Source organism: Pseudomonas fluorescens (genome assembly GCF_040448305.1).
GTDB lineage: Bacteria > Pseudomonadota > Gammaproteobacteria > Pseudomonadales > Pseudomonadaceae > Aquipseudomonas > Aquipseudomonas fluorescens_BH.
The window spans coordinates 4,553,130-4,566,513 of the sequence record NZ_CP148752.1 but is presented as its reverse complement, the minus strand read 5'-3'; the positions used below and the strand labels follow the sequence as shown (position 1 = coordinate 4,566,513).

Below are 13,384 nucleotides of genomic sequence, written 5' to 3'. Positions count from 1 at the left end.
GACATAGCGCGATTCAAAAACCCCGCAGGCCTTGCGCCTTGGGCATTAGCCGGCATTTCGTCAATTATGTTTTGTAGGGAATGTAACGAACATTGTTTGCGCTAAATGATAATCAGTATTGTTTGGCGTGGTTTTTAAACTGCTTGTCCGCCGGGTACTCGGGAAGTTGTCTTATATGTGCGTAACTGCAAGTAGCGGCGGAGTGCGTTTTAGCGGATTTTTCTGACAGTCGCACCGCTCTGGATCAATGATTTGCTGCAAGCACCACCGCCTCCCCTGTGGGAGCGAGCCTGCTCGCGAAAGCGGTCTGTCAGGCAATATCTCTGCTGGATGTGCCGGCCTCTTCGCGAGCAGGCTCGCTCCCACAGGGTCTCTCTGTGTTCATGAGAAATCCCAGGCAAAAAAACGCCCCGAACCAGTCGGGGCGTCAGATGTGCAGCGCTGCGGTTAGCTTTCTATTCGGCCCGCAGCGGCTGATGTCTCAGGCGAAGCAGATCAGTGGAACTGTTCTTCTTCAGTCGAACCGGTCAGCGCGGTTACCGAGGACGAGCCACCCTGGATCACGGTGGTCATGTCGTCGAAGTAGCCGGTGCCCACTTCCTGCTGGTGCGCCACGAAGGTGTAACCCTTGGAGGCGTCAGCGAACTCCTGCTCTTGCAGCTTCACGTAGGCAGTCATGTCGTTGCGGGCGTAGTCGTGCGCCAGGTTGAACATGCTGTGCCACATGTTGTGAATGCCGGCCAGGGTGATGAACTGGTGCTTGTAGCCCATGGCGGACAGTTCGCGCTGGAACTTGGCGATGGTCGCGTCGTCCAGGTTTTTCTTCCAGTTGAAGGAAGGCGAGCAGTTGTACGACAGCAGTTGGTCCGGGTATTCCTTCTTGATCGCTTCAGCGAAGCGACGAGCCTCGTCCAGGTCTGGCTTGGCGGTTTCGCACCAGATCAGGTCGGCGTACGGAGCGTAGGCCAGGCCGCGAGCGATGGCCTGGTCCAGACCGGCGCGCACCTTGTAGAAGCCTTCCTGGGTACGTTCGCCAGTCACGAATGGCTGGTCGTACGGGTCGCAGTCGGACGTCAGCAGGTCGGCAGCGTTAGCGTCGGTACGGGCCAGGATGATGGTCGGAGTACCGGCAACGTCAGCAGCCAGGCGGGCAGCGGTCAGCTTCTGTACGGCTTCCTGGGTAGGAACCAGTACCTTGCCGCCCATGTGGCCACATTTCTTCACGGAAGCCAGTTGGTCTTCGAAGTGAACGCCGGCGGCGCCTGCTTCGATCATGCTCTTCATCAGTTCGTAGGCGTTCAGTACGCCGCCGAAACCGGCTTCAGCGTCAGCAACGATAGGAGCGAAGTAGTCGATGTAGCCGTCGTCGCCCGGGTTCTTGCCGGCTTTCCACTGGATCTGGTCGGCGCGACGGAACGAGTTGTTGATGCGCTTGACCACGGTTGGCACCGAGTCCACCGGGTACAGCGACTGGTCCGGGTACATCGATTCGGCGGAGTTGTTGTCCGCAGCCACTTGCCAGCCCGACAGGTAGATCGCCTGGATGCCGGCCTTGACTTGTTGTACGGCCTGGCCGCCGGTCAGGGCGCCCATGCAGTTGACGAAATCTTTCTCAGGACGGAAGGCTGGCTTGGCACCCTGGGTCACCAGGTTCCACAGCTTCTCGGCGCCCATTTTTGCAAAGGTGTGCTCAGGTTGAACCGAGCCACGCAGGCGGACGACGTCAGCAGCGGAGTAAGTGCGTGTCACGCCTTTCCAGCGCGGGTTTTCAGCCCAGTCTTTTTCGAGGGCTGCAATTTGCTGTTCGCGTGTCAGTGCCATGGGAGATAAACCTCGTCGCGTCTTTATGAAAAGTTGTTCTGCGGTGGAAAATTCCTGCGCTCGCTGACCAGAAGCTTAAGCGGTCAAGTCGGATTCGGCGGGGAGGGCGACGGGATGAACGATCGGCTCGAGGGGAAGTGAGCAGGTAAAGGCGAACTGCGGGCGCATTCAGGCGTCGTGGGCCTTGGTGCGAACAACAGTGTGGTGCCGGGTTACCTATTACGCTTCCGTCCCTCGGGACAACTTCGTTCCAGTCGACAACCTCGTCAAACACACCTTGTGGGCGGTACAGACACGAAGCGGTTCGCGGGGGTAGGTGCGAACATCGCCTCGAAGGCCCTTGCCAGGGCCTCTGATTAGCGGGAGCGAGGCCATCATGCCTTTGCTTTTTTGGCTCGTCAAACGTTTTGTAGTGCTTTTTTTAAGGCACTACATCTTTGGTCTAATACGACTCGTCAGTCAGTTTTTGGTGCTTTAGTCCAGGGTGTCGACTTTCACCCGCAAAGTCATGTCGTTGCGGCTCTGGGTCGAGTAGCTGCGGGTCTGGCCCTGTTTGTCGGCCTGGGTCTGGCCGTTGACCCCGGCCAGCAGGATCCACTCACCGAGGTGGCCGGTGACGGTTGTGTCGGTGCTTTGTACGTTCACTACATCGGGACGTTCCTGGCTCATGCGGTCACGGTTGGTACTGACCGACAGGTGAACGATGTCACCGGTGACGTTTGCGGTGACATAGAAGCCCTGGGTGACGTTGCGGTATTCGGTCTGGCTGCGCAGGTCGCCGTAGGAATCGGTCTGCGAGCTGGTCAACGGCACGCTCTGGCCGACCTGGATCAGCGCCGGTGCGCCTTCGCTGGCCTGCACTTGCTGAACGCCGCCGTCGCGGCTGTCGGTGCTGTAGTTGATGATGCGGGTCTGGCTTGGCTTGGCGCCGTTCACCGAATAACCCTCGTCACCCTGGAAGTTGTTGTCGCTGGTGTCGACGGTGATCAGCAGGCGCTTGGGCGCCGTGTCGAGTTGCGAAAGAAGGGCTTTAAGTTCGTCGATCTTGCGCTGATCGGCGTTGACGATGAGTTGATTTCCGTAGGCGCTGACCTGTCCGTCCTTGCCGACGAAATCTTGCGCCACCGGCAGCAGGTCGGCGCTGGTGTGGTACTTGAGGGGCACAATTTCTGTGGCTGCCATCACCGAAAAACTGCAACCGAGCAGCAAGGTGGTGAGCAGGGTGCGTAGGGACATGTCCGTTATCTCCGCGTTCTGAAACTTGATATTGCCAGTTTGTCGGCCTGGCGTGGCGCTAGTTGAATCGTAGACAGCAAAACGCCCCGGCATCGGTTGATGGCAGGGCGTTTTGTGGTGTTTCGTCGGGCCTCATCGCGAGCAAGCTCGCTCCCACAGGGATCAATGGTGTTGCCAGAATCTTCAGCAACTCACAGATCTATTGTGGGAGCGAGCTTGCTCGCGATGGCGGCACCCGGGTCTTAAGCCGAGTGCCGCACCATGTCCACATGTGGAATCCCGGCTTCCAGGAACTCCTCACTGACCATGTGAAAGCCCAGGCGCTCATAGAATGCCGTGGCCTGGACTTGAGCGCTGAGCATCTGCTGCTTGAGTCCGCGCTCTTCGGCTTCACCGATGACCGCTTGCATCAGTGCATCGCCGACTTTCAGGCCGCGCCAGTCCTTGAGTACCGACACCCGGCCGACGTGGCCGTCGGGCAGCAGGCGGGCGGTGCCAATCGGAAAGTCGCCTTCGTAAGCGAGGAAATGCACTGCATCAATGTCATCGGCGTCCCATTCCAGTTCTGGCGGAACGGATTGCTCGGCGACGAACACCGTCTCACGAATGCGCCGGATCTCGGCGTTGTCCTTCTGCCAGTCTGCGACACGAACGTGAATCTTATTCATCGGCAAACCCCAGGCTTCCTTGCTTGACCAGTTCGCACAGCAGGCCGCGGCCGTCTTCGTCGCTCAGCCAGTCGCCAAGGTTGTCGGCGTGCAGCGAGTCGGCGGCGCAGATCATCTTCAGCAGTTCGCGCAGTTTGCCCGGAAGGTAACGGCTCTGGCCGCTGGCGAACAGCAGCAGGTCGTCATCGACTTCAGACCACGCCAGGCGAGCGCTCGGGTTGCGAACCAGGATCGCGCCTTGCTCCAGGGCGGACATGAAGTCCTCTTCTTCGACGTCTTCCGGGCCCACCACCAGTTCCGGGTAGCGTGGCTCGGTCATGAACTGGCCGAACCAGGTCAGCAGCAGGCGCTCGTCGCTCATGTGCTCGGCCAGCAGGCCTTTGAGGCGGTCGAGTGCGTCGCGCTGGATCTGGTGAGGATCGGCAGTCGGCAAGGCGTCGGCGTCGGTGTAGCGTTCTTCGTCCGACAGGAACTGGCTGAGGAAGTCGGTGAAGTGGGTCAGCACTTCAGCGGCGCTCGGTGCACGGAAGCCGACCGAGTAGGTCATGCATTCATCGACGGCGACGCCGCAATGGGCCAGACGCGGTGGCAGGTAGAGCATGTCGCCCGGTTCCAGCACCCACTCATCGGTGGCTTCGAATTCGGAGAGGATGCGCAGGTCGGCGTGGGCCAGCATCGGGCTCTCGGTGTTGCACATCTGGCCGATCTTCCAGTTGCGCTTGCCGTGGCCTTGCAGCAGGAACACGTCGTAGTTGTCGAAGTGCGGACCAACGCTGCCACCCGGTGCGGCGTAGCTGATCATCACGTCGTCGATGCGCCAGCTCGGCAGAAAGCGGAAATTTTCCAGCAGTTCGCTGACTTCCGGGACGAACTGATCCACGGCTTGCACCAGCAGGGTCCAGTCACGTTCAGGCAGCTTGCTGAATTCATCTTCGGCGAACGGGCCGCGACGCAGTTCCCACGGACGCTCGCCATTCTCGATGATCAGTCGCGATTCGACTTCTTCTTCCAGCGCCAGGCCGGCCAGTTCGTCGGCGTCGATCGGGCTTTCGAAATCAGGAATCGCCTGGCGGATCAACAGCGGCTTTTTCTGCCAGTAGTCGCGCAGGAATTCCCGTGCCGTGATGCCGCCCAGAAGTTGAAGAGGAATATCAGGATTCATGTGTAACCTATTGAAAAAATGCACTTTTCAGACGGGAATAAAAACGCCCGGCGCGGCCGGGCGTCTTAAAAGGGTCTAGCGGTCGATCAGATGCGCTTGGCTTGTTCTACAGCGTTGCCGATGTAGTTCGCCGGGGTGAGCAATTTCAGCTCGGCCTTGGCGGCGGCTGGCATGTCCAGGCCGTCGATGAAAGTCTGCAGTGCTTCAGGGCTGATGCCCTTGCCGCGGGTCAGTTCTTTCAGCTTTTCGTACGGGTTTTCGATGTTGTAGCGACGCATCACGGTCTGGATCGGCTCGGCCAATACTTCCCAGCAGGCGTCCAGGTCAGCGGCAATCTTCTGCTCGTTGAGCTCAAGCTTGCTGATGCCCTTGAGGCTGGCTTCGTACGCGATCACGCTGTGGGCGAAGCCGACACCGAGGTTGCGCAGTACGGTGGAGTCGGTCAGGTCGCGCTGCCAGCGGGAGATCGGCAGTTTGCTCGCCAGGTGCTGGAGCAGTGCGTTGGCGATACCCAGGTTGCCTTCGGAGTTTTCGAAGTCGATCGGGTTGACCTTGTGCGGCATGGTCGACGAGCCGATTTCGCCAGCGATGGTGCGCTGTTTGAAATAACCCAGGGAGATATAGCCCCAGATGTCGCGGTCGAAGTCGATCAGGATGGTGTTGAAACGGGCAATCGCGTCGAACAGCTCGGCAATGTAGTCGTGCGGTTCGATTTGCGTGGTGTACGGGTTGAAGCCCAGGCCCAGTTCGTCTTCGATGAAGGCGCGGGCGTTGGCTTCCCAGTCGATCTCAGGGTAGGCCGACAGGTGGGCGTTGTAGTTGCCGACAGCGCCGTTGATTTTGCCCAGCAGCGGCACGGCAGCCACTTGGGCGATCTGGCGCTCCAGGCGGTAAACCACGTTCGCCAGTTCTTTGCCCAGGGTGGTCGGCGAGGCCGGTTGACCGTGGGTGCGCGACAGCATCGGCACGTCGGCGAAACGGATCGCCAGTTCGCGGATGGCGTTGGCGGTCTGGCGCATCAGCGGCAGCATTACGTCATCACGGCCTTCGCGCAGCATCAGGGCGTGGGACAGGTTGTTGATGTCCTCGCTGGTGCAGGCAAAGTGGATGAATTCGCTGACCTTGGCCAGTTCAGGCAGCTTGGCCGCTTGCTCTTTTAGCAGGTATTCGATGGCCTTGACGTCGTGGTTGGTGGTGCGCTCGATCTCTTTGACGCGCTCGGCGTGCTCCAGAGAGAAGTTTTCCGCCAGGGTGTTGAGCACAGCGTTGGCTTCGGCGGAGAACGCCGGCACTTCACTGATGGCAGGGTGAGCGGCCAGGCGCTGGAGCCAGCGCACTTCAACCAGGACGCGGGCACGGATCAGGCCGTACTCGCTGAAAATTGGGCGCAGGGCCTGGGTTTTGCCGGCGTAGCGGCCGTCAACAGGGGAAACCGCAGTGAGCGAAGAAAGCTGCATGGGGTGTTCTCGGACAGTCGGGCAACGAAATGGGGCGCGTATCATACATGAAAAAATCCGCCGGTCCGTCGCCAACTGACCGGCGTATTACGCGTATTGCTAAGTTCGGTGCTGTCGATGCGGGTTATTCGTTACGCATCAAGGGGTAAAGCTCTTTGAGCAATTTGCGGCGGCTGACCACCAGCTGCCAGCGATGACCACCCAACTGCCGCCACAGGCGCGCCGAACGAATCCCGGCCAGCAGCAGGGCGCGGATTTTCGAGGCGTTGCTCGGTTGTTGCAGGTTGCGCATGTCGCCGTGCACTTGAATGCGTTGGCGCAGGGTGCTCAGGGTGTCCTGGTACAGCGCGCCGCAGGCGGCGACAACGTTTTCGTGGGCCGGGCCGAAGTGTTCGACCTGGGACTGAATCTGCGGCAGGCGTTTGCCGATCACGTCGAGCATGTCGTTGCGCTTGGCCAGCTGACGCTCAAGGCCGAGCATGGCCAGGGCATAACGCAGTGGCTCGCGCTGCAGGGCGCTTGGATCGCGTTCGAGGGCGCCGATCAGCGCACGGTAGCCTTCACGCAGGTTGATGTCGTCGCCGCCGTAAACCTCCAAAGTGTCCTTGGGGTCGCGAATCAGCAGGCTGCCGAGCATGCAGGTCAGACCGGCTTCGTTGGTCTGGCCGGTCTTGGCAATCCTGTCCACCAGCACTGCGGCGAGAAACACGCCGCCCAGTGCCGTCAGTTGCTCCTGAATCGGGTTCATAGGGCTTGGCCCTTGCTCGTCCACGGCTCGGCTACTTCAATCACACCGCCGCCGAGGCAGATTTCACCGTCGTAGAACACCACGGACTGGCCCGGAGTGACCGCGCGTTGCGGATCATCGAAGGTCGCGCGATAACCGGTGGCGGTTTTTTCCAGGGTGCACGGTTGGTCGCTCTGGCGATAACGAACCTTGGCGGTCAGCTTGCGTGGCTGGCTCAGGTCGATCGGGTTGACCCAGTAGATATCGGAGGCGAGCAGGGCGCGGGAGAACAGCCACGGGTGATCATTGCCCTGGCCAACGATCAGCTCGTTGTGTTCCAGGTCCTTGATCAGCACGTACCACGGCTCGTCACTGGCATCTTTCAGCCCGCCAATGCCCAGGCCCTGACGCTGACCAATGGTGTGGTACATCAGGCCGTGGTGGCGGCCGATGATTTCACCTTCGGTGGTCTTGATCTCGCCCGGTTGCGCTGGCAGGTATTGCTTGAGGAAGTCGCTGAAGCGGCGCTCGCCGATAAAGCAGATCCCGGTGGAATCCTTCTTCTTCGCGGTCGCCAGTTCGTATTTCTCGGCAATGGCGCGCACTTGCGGTTTTTCCAGCTCGCCGACCGGGAACAGGGTCTTGGCGATCTGCTCAAAGCCGACGGCGTGCAGGAAGTAGCTCTGGTCCTTGTTCGGGTCCAGGCCCTTGAGCAGTTCGGTGCGGCCGTCGATGTCGCGGCGACGCACGTAGTGACCGGTGGCGATCAGGTCGGCGCCAAGCATCATGGCGTAGTCGAGGAACGCCTTGAACTTGATCTCGCGGTTGCACAGGATGTCCGGGTTCGGCGTGCGTCCGGCCTTGTATTCGGCGAGGAAATGCTCGAATACGTTGTCCCAGTACTCGGCGGCGAAGTTGGCGGTGTGCAGCTTGATGCCAATCTTGTCGCACACGGCTTGAGCATCCGCCAGGTCATCCATGGCGGTGCAGTATTCCGTTCCATCGTCTTCTTCCCAGTTCTTCATGAACAGGCCTTCCACCTCATAGCCCTGCTCAATCAGCAGGAGGGCGGAAACGGAAGAGTCCACGCCGCCGGACATGCCGACAATGACGCGCTTCTTTTGTGTGTCAGAAGGGGCTGGATCACGCATAGGGATTCAATGAGTGTCTTGAAAAAGGACGCGATTCTATCAGGCTCGGGCCTGCATGGCTAAAGAGAAGGACGGATCAATTCGAGGCCGAAGTGTTGGCCTGCCAGATAGTCGTCGATGCAGCGGATAATCAGCTCGCTGCGCCAGTTGTCGCGCTGCTCGATTAATTCGTCGCGGGTCAACCACTTGGCGCCGACGATGCCATCGTCCAGTTGATATTCCGCGTGGTGTTTCAGCGGTTTGGCGATGAAGCAGACCCGCTGGTACGTCACGCCGTTGCTCGGTGCGGTGTAGAGGTAAATGCCCAGTACGCCGGTGGGTTCGACGTCCCAACCGGTTTCCTCGAGGGTTTCACGGACGGCGGCTTCGGTCAGGGTTTCGTTCGGGTCCAGATGACCGGCGGGTTGATTGAGCACTATGCGCCCGTGCTTGAGTTCTTCGACCATCAGGAAGCGACCGTTGTCTTCGACGATAGTGGCGACGGTGATGTGGGGTTTCCAGTCCATAAACTTCCTCATATTCCAAAGATGAAGCGCATTCAAATGTGGGAGCGAGCCTGCTCGCGATAGCGGAGGGCCAGTCGACATCAATGTTGAATGGTATACCGCTATCGCGAGCAGGCTCGCTCCCACAGGGGTTCGGTGTCCACATTTGAGTTGTAGCAAACACCAAAAACACAAACCCCGGCACAGGGCCGGGGTTTGTGATGTTCCCTTACAACCTTAAACCAGCGCAGCAACTGCCGCGTTGAAGGTTGCGCTTGGGCGCATGGCCTTGCTGATCAGCTCGGCGTCGGCGTGGTAGTAACCGCCGATGTCTACTGGCTTGCCTTGAACGGCGTTGAGTTCGGCAACGATGGTCGCCTCGTTCTCGGTCAGGGTCTTGGCCAGGGTCGCGAACTGCGCTTGCAGTGCAGCGTCTTCGGTCTGGGCAGCCAGGGCTTGAGCCCAGTACAGCGCCAGGTAGAAGTGGCTGCCGCGGTTGTCGATGTTGCCGACTTTGCGCGATGGCGACTTGTTGTTGTCCAGGAACTGGCCGGTGGCCTGGTCCAGGGACTTGGCCAGAACCAGCGCCTTGGGGTTGTTGTAGGTCTCGCCCAGGTGTTCCAGGGACGCGGCCAGGGCCAGGAATTCACCCAGCGAATCCCAGCGCAGGAAGTTTTCTTCCAGCAGCTGCTGAACGTGCTTCGGAGCCGAACCGCCGGCGCCGGTTTCGAACAGGCCACCGCCGTTCATCAGCGGCACGATCGACAGCATCTTGGCGCTGGTGCCCAGTTCCATGATCGGGAACAGGTCGGTCAGGTAGTCGCGCAATACGTTGCCGGTCACCGAGATGGTGTCTTTACCTTCGCGGGTGCGCTGCAGGGTGTACTTCATCGCGTTGACCGGTGCCATGATCTGGATGTCCAGGCCGGCAGTGTCGTGATCCTTCAGGTAAGCCTGAACTTTCTCGATCACTACGCCGTCGTGGGCGCGCATCGGGTCCAGCCAGAAGATCGCCGGGGTCGCGCTTGCGCGAGCACGGTTGACGGCCAGTTTGACCCAGTCCTGGATCGGCGCGTCTTTGGTCTGGCACATGCGGAAGATGTCGCCGGCCTCGACAGCCTGTTCCATCAGCAGGGTGCCCTTGCTGTCGGTGACGCGAACCACGCCGTCAGCCTTGATCTGGAAAGTCTTGTCGTGGGAGCCGTACTCTTCGGCTTTCTTCGCCATCAGGCCAACGTTCGGCACGCTGCCCATGGTGGTCGGATCGAACGCACCGTTGGCTTTGCAATCTTCGATCACAGCCTGGTAGATGGTGGCGTAGCAGCGATCCGGGATCACGGCCTTGGTGTCGTGCAGCTGACCGTCGGTGCCCCACATCTTGCCGGAGTCACGGATCATCGCCGGCATCGAGGCGTCGACGATCACGTCGCTCGGCACGTGCAGGTTGGTGATGCCTTTGTCGGAGTTGACCATCGCCAGGGAAGGGCGAGCGGCGTAGACCGCCTGGATGTCAGCTTCGATGGCCGCTTGCTGTTCAGCAGGCAGGGCCTTGATGCGAGCGTACAGGTCGCCGATGCCGTTGTTCAGGTTGAAGCCGATCTGTGCCAGCACGTCAGCGTGCTTGGCCAGTGCGTCTTTATAGAACTCGGCAACGATCTGGCCGAACATGATCGGGTCGGAGACCTTCATCATGGTGGCTTTCAAGTGAACCGACAGCAGCACGCCTTGTGCCTTGGCGTCTTCGATTTCGGCCGCGATGAAGCTGCGCAGGGCGTTTTTGCTCAATACAGCGCAATCGAGGATCTCACCGGCTTGTACGCTGGTCTTTTCTTTCAGGACGGTGGCGGTGCCGTCTTGAGCGATCAGTTCGATCTTCACGGCGTCAGCGGCGTCGATCAGGGCGGCTTTTTCGCTGCCGTAGAAATCGCCGGTGCTCATGTGTGCGATGTGGGACTTGGAGTCCTTGGCCCAGGCACCCATTTTGTGCGGGTGCTTGCGTGCGTAGTTCTTGACCGACAGCGGAGCGCGGCGGTCGGAGTTGCCTTCACGCAGAACCGGGTTTACAGCGCTGCCCTTGATCTTGTCGTAGCGCGCCTTGGCTTCTTTGTCGGCGTCGCTGGTGACGGTCTCAGGGTAGTCCGGCAGTGCGTAGCCCTGAGCTTGCAGCTCTTTGATCGCGGCTTGCAGTTGTGGAACCGAAGCGCTGATGTTCGGCAGCTTGATGATGTTGGCTTCAGGCGTAACGGCCAGGGCGCCCAGTTCGGCGAGGTGGTCGGCTACGGCTTTGTCACCCAGTTGCTCGGGGAAGCTGGCCAGGATGCGCCCTGCAAGAGAGATATCGCGGGTTTCAACGGCGATATCAGCCGAGGCGGTGAACGCCTCTACGATAGGCAACAGTGAATAGGTGGCGAGGGCAGGAGCTTCGTCGGTGAAGGTATAGATGATCTTCGAGCGGGTGGGCATATTCGGATTAACTCTCTCTTCTTTGCTAAAGCGTGCGCAGAAACTCGAGGGCGCCGGGTAAGCGCGTTCGTTTCAAAGTCATCCATGAGCCGAATATCGAGGTTTCGTTGCTGTGATGTTGGGTGCATCAGTGGGGTGTCAAGCAGCCGGGCTGCGGTAACAGACCGGCTTATCGGGCCGAAACACTCGTCGTAGAGCTGTTCAGTCCGTCGTGACCCTTTAGTCAGCGGCGGCATTATACATAGGTAGCTGGCAATCTGCCGATGGTTCATACGCAACGAATGTCGTCCATTGGTCTAAAGGTCGCAGGGGCAAGTCGGGCGTAGAGTCATTCGTCGTGCTTGATTTTGGCGTTTTTCCCTTTGCTTTCAGGCTTGTAGCGCACGAGTTGCAAGGCTTTGCGCCAGATCGATGGAACATAGGGTTTGCGCGCCGATTCAACTGGGTTACGCTCGAACCAAGCCAGATGTTCAATCCAATCAATGGAGTTCAGCATGGGTTACAAGAAGATTCAGGTTCCAGCCGTCGGCGACAAAATCACCGTCAATGCAGACCATTCTCTCAATGTTCCTAATAACCCGATCATCCCCTTCATCGAAGGCGACGGCATTGGTGTCGACATCAGCCCGGTCATGATCAAGGTTGTCGATGCTGCTGTTAAGAAGGCTTACGGTGGCGAGCGCAAGATTTCCTGGATGGAAGTGTACGCCGGGGAGAAAGCGACTCAGGTTTACGATCAGGACACCTGGCTGCCTCAGGAAACCCTGGACGCGGTCAAGGATTACGTGGTTTCCATCAAGGGCCCGCTGACCACCCCGGTCGGTGGCGGCATCCGTTCCCTGAACGTGGCCCTGCGTCAGCAACTCGACCTGTACGTCTGCCTGCGCCCGGTGCGCTGGTTCGAAGGCGTGCCTAGCCCGGTCAAGAAGCCAGGCGATGTCGACATGACCATCTTCCGCGAGAACTCCGAAGACATCTACGCTGGCATCGAGTGGAAGGCCGGCACGCCGGAAGCCACCAAGGTCATCAAGTTCCTGAAGGAAGAAATGGGCGTTACCAAGATCCGTTTCGACGAGAACTGCGGTATCGGCGTCAAGCCGGTGTCCCTGCAAGGCACCAAGCGTCTGGCACGCAAGGCCCTGCAATATGTGGTCGACAACGATCGCGATTCGCTGACCATCGTGCACAAAGGCAACATCATGAAGTTCACCGAAGGTGCCTTCAAGGAATGGGCCTACGAAGTGGCGGCTGAAGAGTTCGGCGCGACCCTGCTCGACGGCGGTCCGTGGATGCAGTTCAAGAACCCGAAAACCGGCAAGAACGTTGTCGTCAAGGATGCCATCGCCGACGCCATGCTCCAGCAGATCCTGCTGCGTCCGGCCGAGTACGATGTGATCGCAACCCTGAACCTGAACGGTGACTACCTCTCCGACGCCCTGGCGGCGGAAGTGGGCGGTATCGGTATCGCGCCGGGTGCCAACCTGTCCGACACCGTGGCCATGTTCGAAGCCACCCACGGTACGGCACCGAAGTACGCCGGCAAGGACCAGGTCAACCCCGGTTCGCTGATCCTGTCCGCTGAAATGATGCTGCGCCACATGGGCTGGACCGAAGCGGCCGACCTGATCATCAAGGGCACCAACGGCGCGATTTCCGCCAAGACCGTGACCTATGACTTCGAACGTCTGATGGAGGGCGCCAAGCTGGTGTCGTCTTCCGGCTTCGGCGATGCGCTGATCTCGCACATGTAAGAAAACGCAGGCACACAAAAACCGCCTGATTCAAGTATTTGAGTCAGGCGGTTTTTTTATGGCGGGATGACGGTGTGGGCTTAAACTGTAACGGTCTGTTGCGGGGCGGATGTCGTCGCTTTCGAAGCATCAACCGGGTTGCCAATGTTGATCGCGTGCAGGCCTTTGGGGCCCTGGATGATGTCGAATACGACAGCTTGCCCGGCTTTCAGGGTTTTATAACCTTCCATCTGGATGACGGAGTAGTGGGCAAACAGGTCTTCTGTCTTGCCGTCCTCGATGATGAAACCGTAACCCTTGGCGTTGTTGAACCATTTGACCTTGCCGCTGACCTTGCCGCCTGACATACCCAACTCCCTCTGCAACAGACTCCATCACTGGAGTATCATCCAGTACATCCGCAGTCGAATCTGTAAATAAGATTGACTCCGCGGACCTTTTTTACCCACTGTGGGCTCTATTG

At 59.4% G+C, this 13,384-nt stretch carries 12 protein-coding genes; 1 reads left to right on the top strand and 11 read right to left on the bottom strand.

Going from position 1 to position 13,384, the window contains the following annotated elements:
* Positions 1–495: 495 nt before the first annotated feature.
* The 10 genes from aceA to WHX55_RS20720 all read right to left on the bottom strand — a co-directional run bounded on the left by aceA (position 496) and on the right by WHX55_RS20720 (position 11,666).
* Complete coding sequence (gene aceA, locus WHX55_RS20765; protein ID WP_034146910.1) at positions 496–1,821, bottom strand: isocitrate lyase; 1,326 nt, start codon at positions 1,819–1,821, stop codon at positions 496–498.
* 474 nt (positions 1,822–2,295) lie between these two features.
* Positions 2,296–3,057 (bottom strand): secretin N-terminal domain-containing protein, encoded by a 762-nt coding sequence (locus tag WHX55_RS20760; protein WP_353741203.1) that lies wholly within the window; start codon positions 3,055–3,057, stop codon positions 2,296–2,298.
* 242 nt (positions 3,058–3,299) lie between these two features.
* Positions 3,300–3,725 (bottom strand): GNAT family N-acetyltransferase, encoded by a 426-nt coding sequence (locus WHX55_RS20755; protein WP_032829897.1) that lies wholly within the window; start codon positions 3,723–3,725, stop codon positions 3,300–3,302.
* A complete protein-coding gene (locus WHX55_RS20750) occupies positions 3,718–4,887 on the bottom strand; it encodes a cupin domain-containing protein (RefSeq protein WP_150755572.1) in 1,170 nt (389 codons plus the stop codon). The genes WHX55_RS20755 and WHX55_RS20750 overlap by 8 nt, the downstream gene beginning before the upstream one ends.
* Positions 4,888–4,973: 86 nt before the next feature.
* Complete coding sequence (gene purB, locus WHX55_RS20745) at positions 4,974–6,344, bottom strand: adenylosuccinate lyase (RefSeq protein ID WP_102699199.1); 1,371 nt, start codon at positions 6,342–6,344, stop codon at positions 4,974–4,976.
* Positions 6,345–6,468: 124 nt separating this feature from the next.
* Positions 6,469–7,092 carry a high frequency lysogenization protein HflD gene (gene hflD / locus WHX55_RS20740; RefSeq protein ID WP_150755573.1) on the bottom strand — a complete coding sequence of 208 codons (624 nt, stop codon included), beginning with the start codon at positions 7,090–7,092 and terminating at the stop codon, positions 6,469–6,471.
* Complete coding sequence (gene mnmA / locus WHX55_RS20735; protein ID WP_150758925.1) at positions 7,089–8,222, bottom strand: tRNA 2-thiouridine(34) synthase MnmA; 1,134 nt, start codon at positions 8,220–8,222, stop codon at positions 7,089–7,091. Before mnmA ends, hflD begins: the two co-directional genes overlap by 4 nt.
* A gap of 59 nt (positions 8,223–8,281) precedes the next feature.
* The gene (locus WHX55_RS20730; protein WP_150755574.1) at positions 8,282–8,728 is read right to left on the bottom strand and encodes an NUDIX hydrolase; all 447 of its coding nucleotides are present in this window, start codon (positions 8,726–8,728) and stop codon (positions 8,282–8,284) included.
* Between the two features lie 216 nt (positions 8,729–8,944).
* The gene (locus WHX55_RS20725; protein ID WP_150758924.1) at positions 8,945–11,170 is read right to left on the bottom strand and encodes an NADP-dependent isocitrate dehydrogenase; all 2,226 of its coding nucleotides are present in this window, start codon (positions 11,168–11,170) and stop codon (positions 8,945–8,947) included.
* Positions 11,171–11,498: 328 nt separating this feature from the next.
* The gene (locus tag WHX55_RS20720) at positions 11,499–11,666 is read right to left on the bottom strand and encodes a hypothetical protein (protein WP_353741202.1); all 168 of its coding nucleotides are present in this window, start codon (positions 11,664–11,666) and stop codon (positions 11,499–11,501) included.
* On the opposite strand from WHX55_RS20720, the gene icd reads away from it, so the two are divergent.
* The gene (gene icd / locus WHX55_RS20715; RefSeq protein ID WP_057399856.1) at positions 11,665–12,921 is read left to right on the top strand and encodes an NADP-dependent isocitrate dehydrogenase; all 1,257 of its coding nucleotides are present in this window, start codon (positions 11,665–11,667) and stop codon (positions 12,919–12,921) included. The two genes, WHX55_RS20720 and icd, sit on opposite strands and share 2 nt — an antisense overlap.
* A gap of 80 nt (positions 12,922–13,001) precedes the next feature.
* Here the strand turns inward: icd and cspD are convergent, their stop codons facing one another.
* Complete coding sequence (gene cspD, locus WHX55_RS20710) at positions 13,002–13,268, bottom strand: cold shock domain-containing protein CspD (RefSeq protein WP_150755576.1); 267 nt, start codon at positions 13,266–13,268, stop codon at positions 13,002–13,004.
* Between the last annotated feature and the right edge of the window lie 116 nt (positions 13,269–13,384).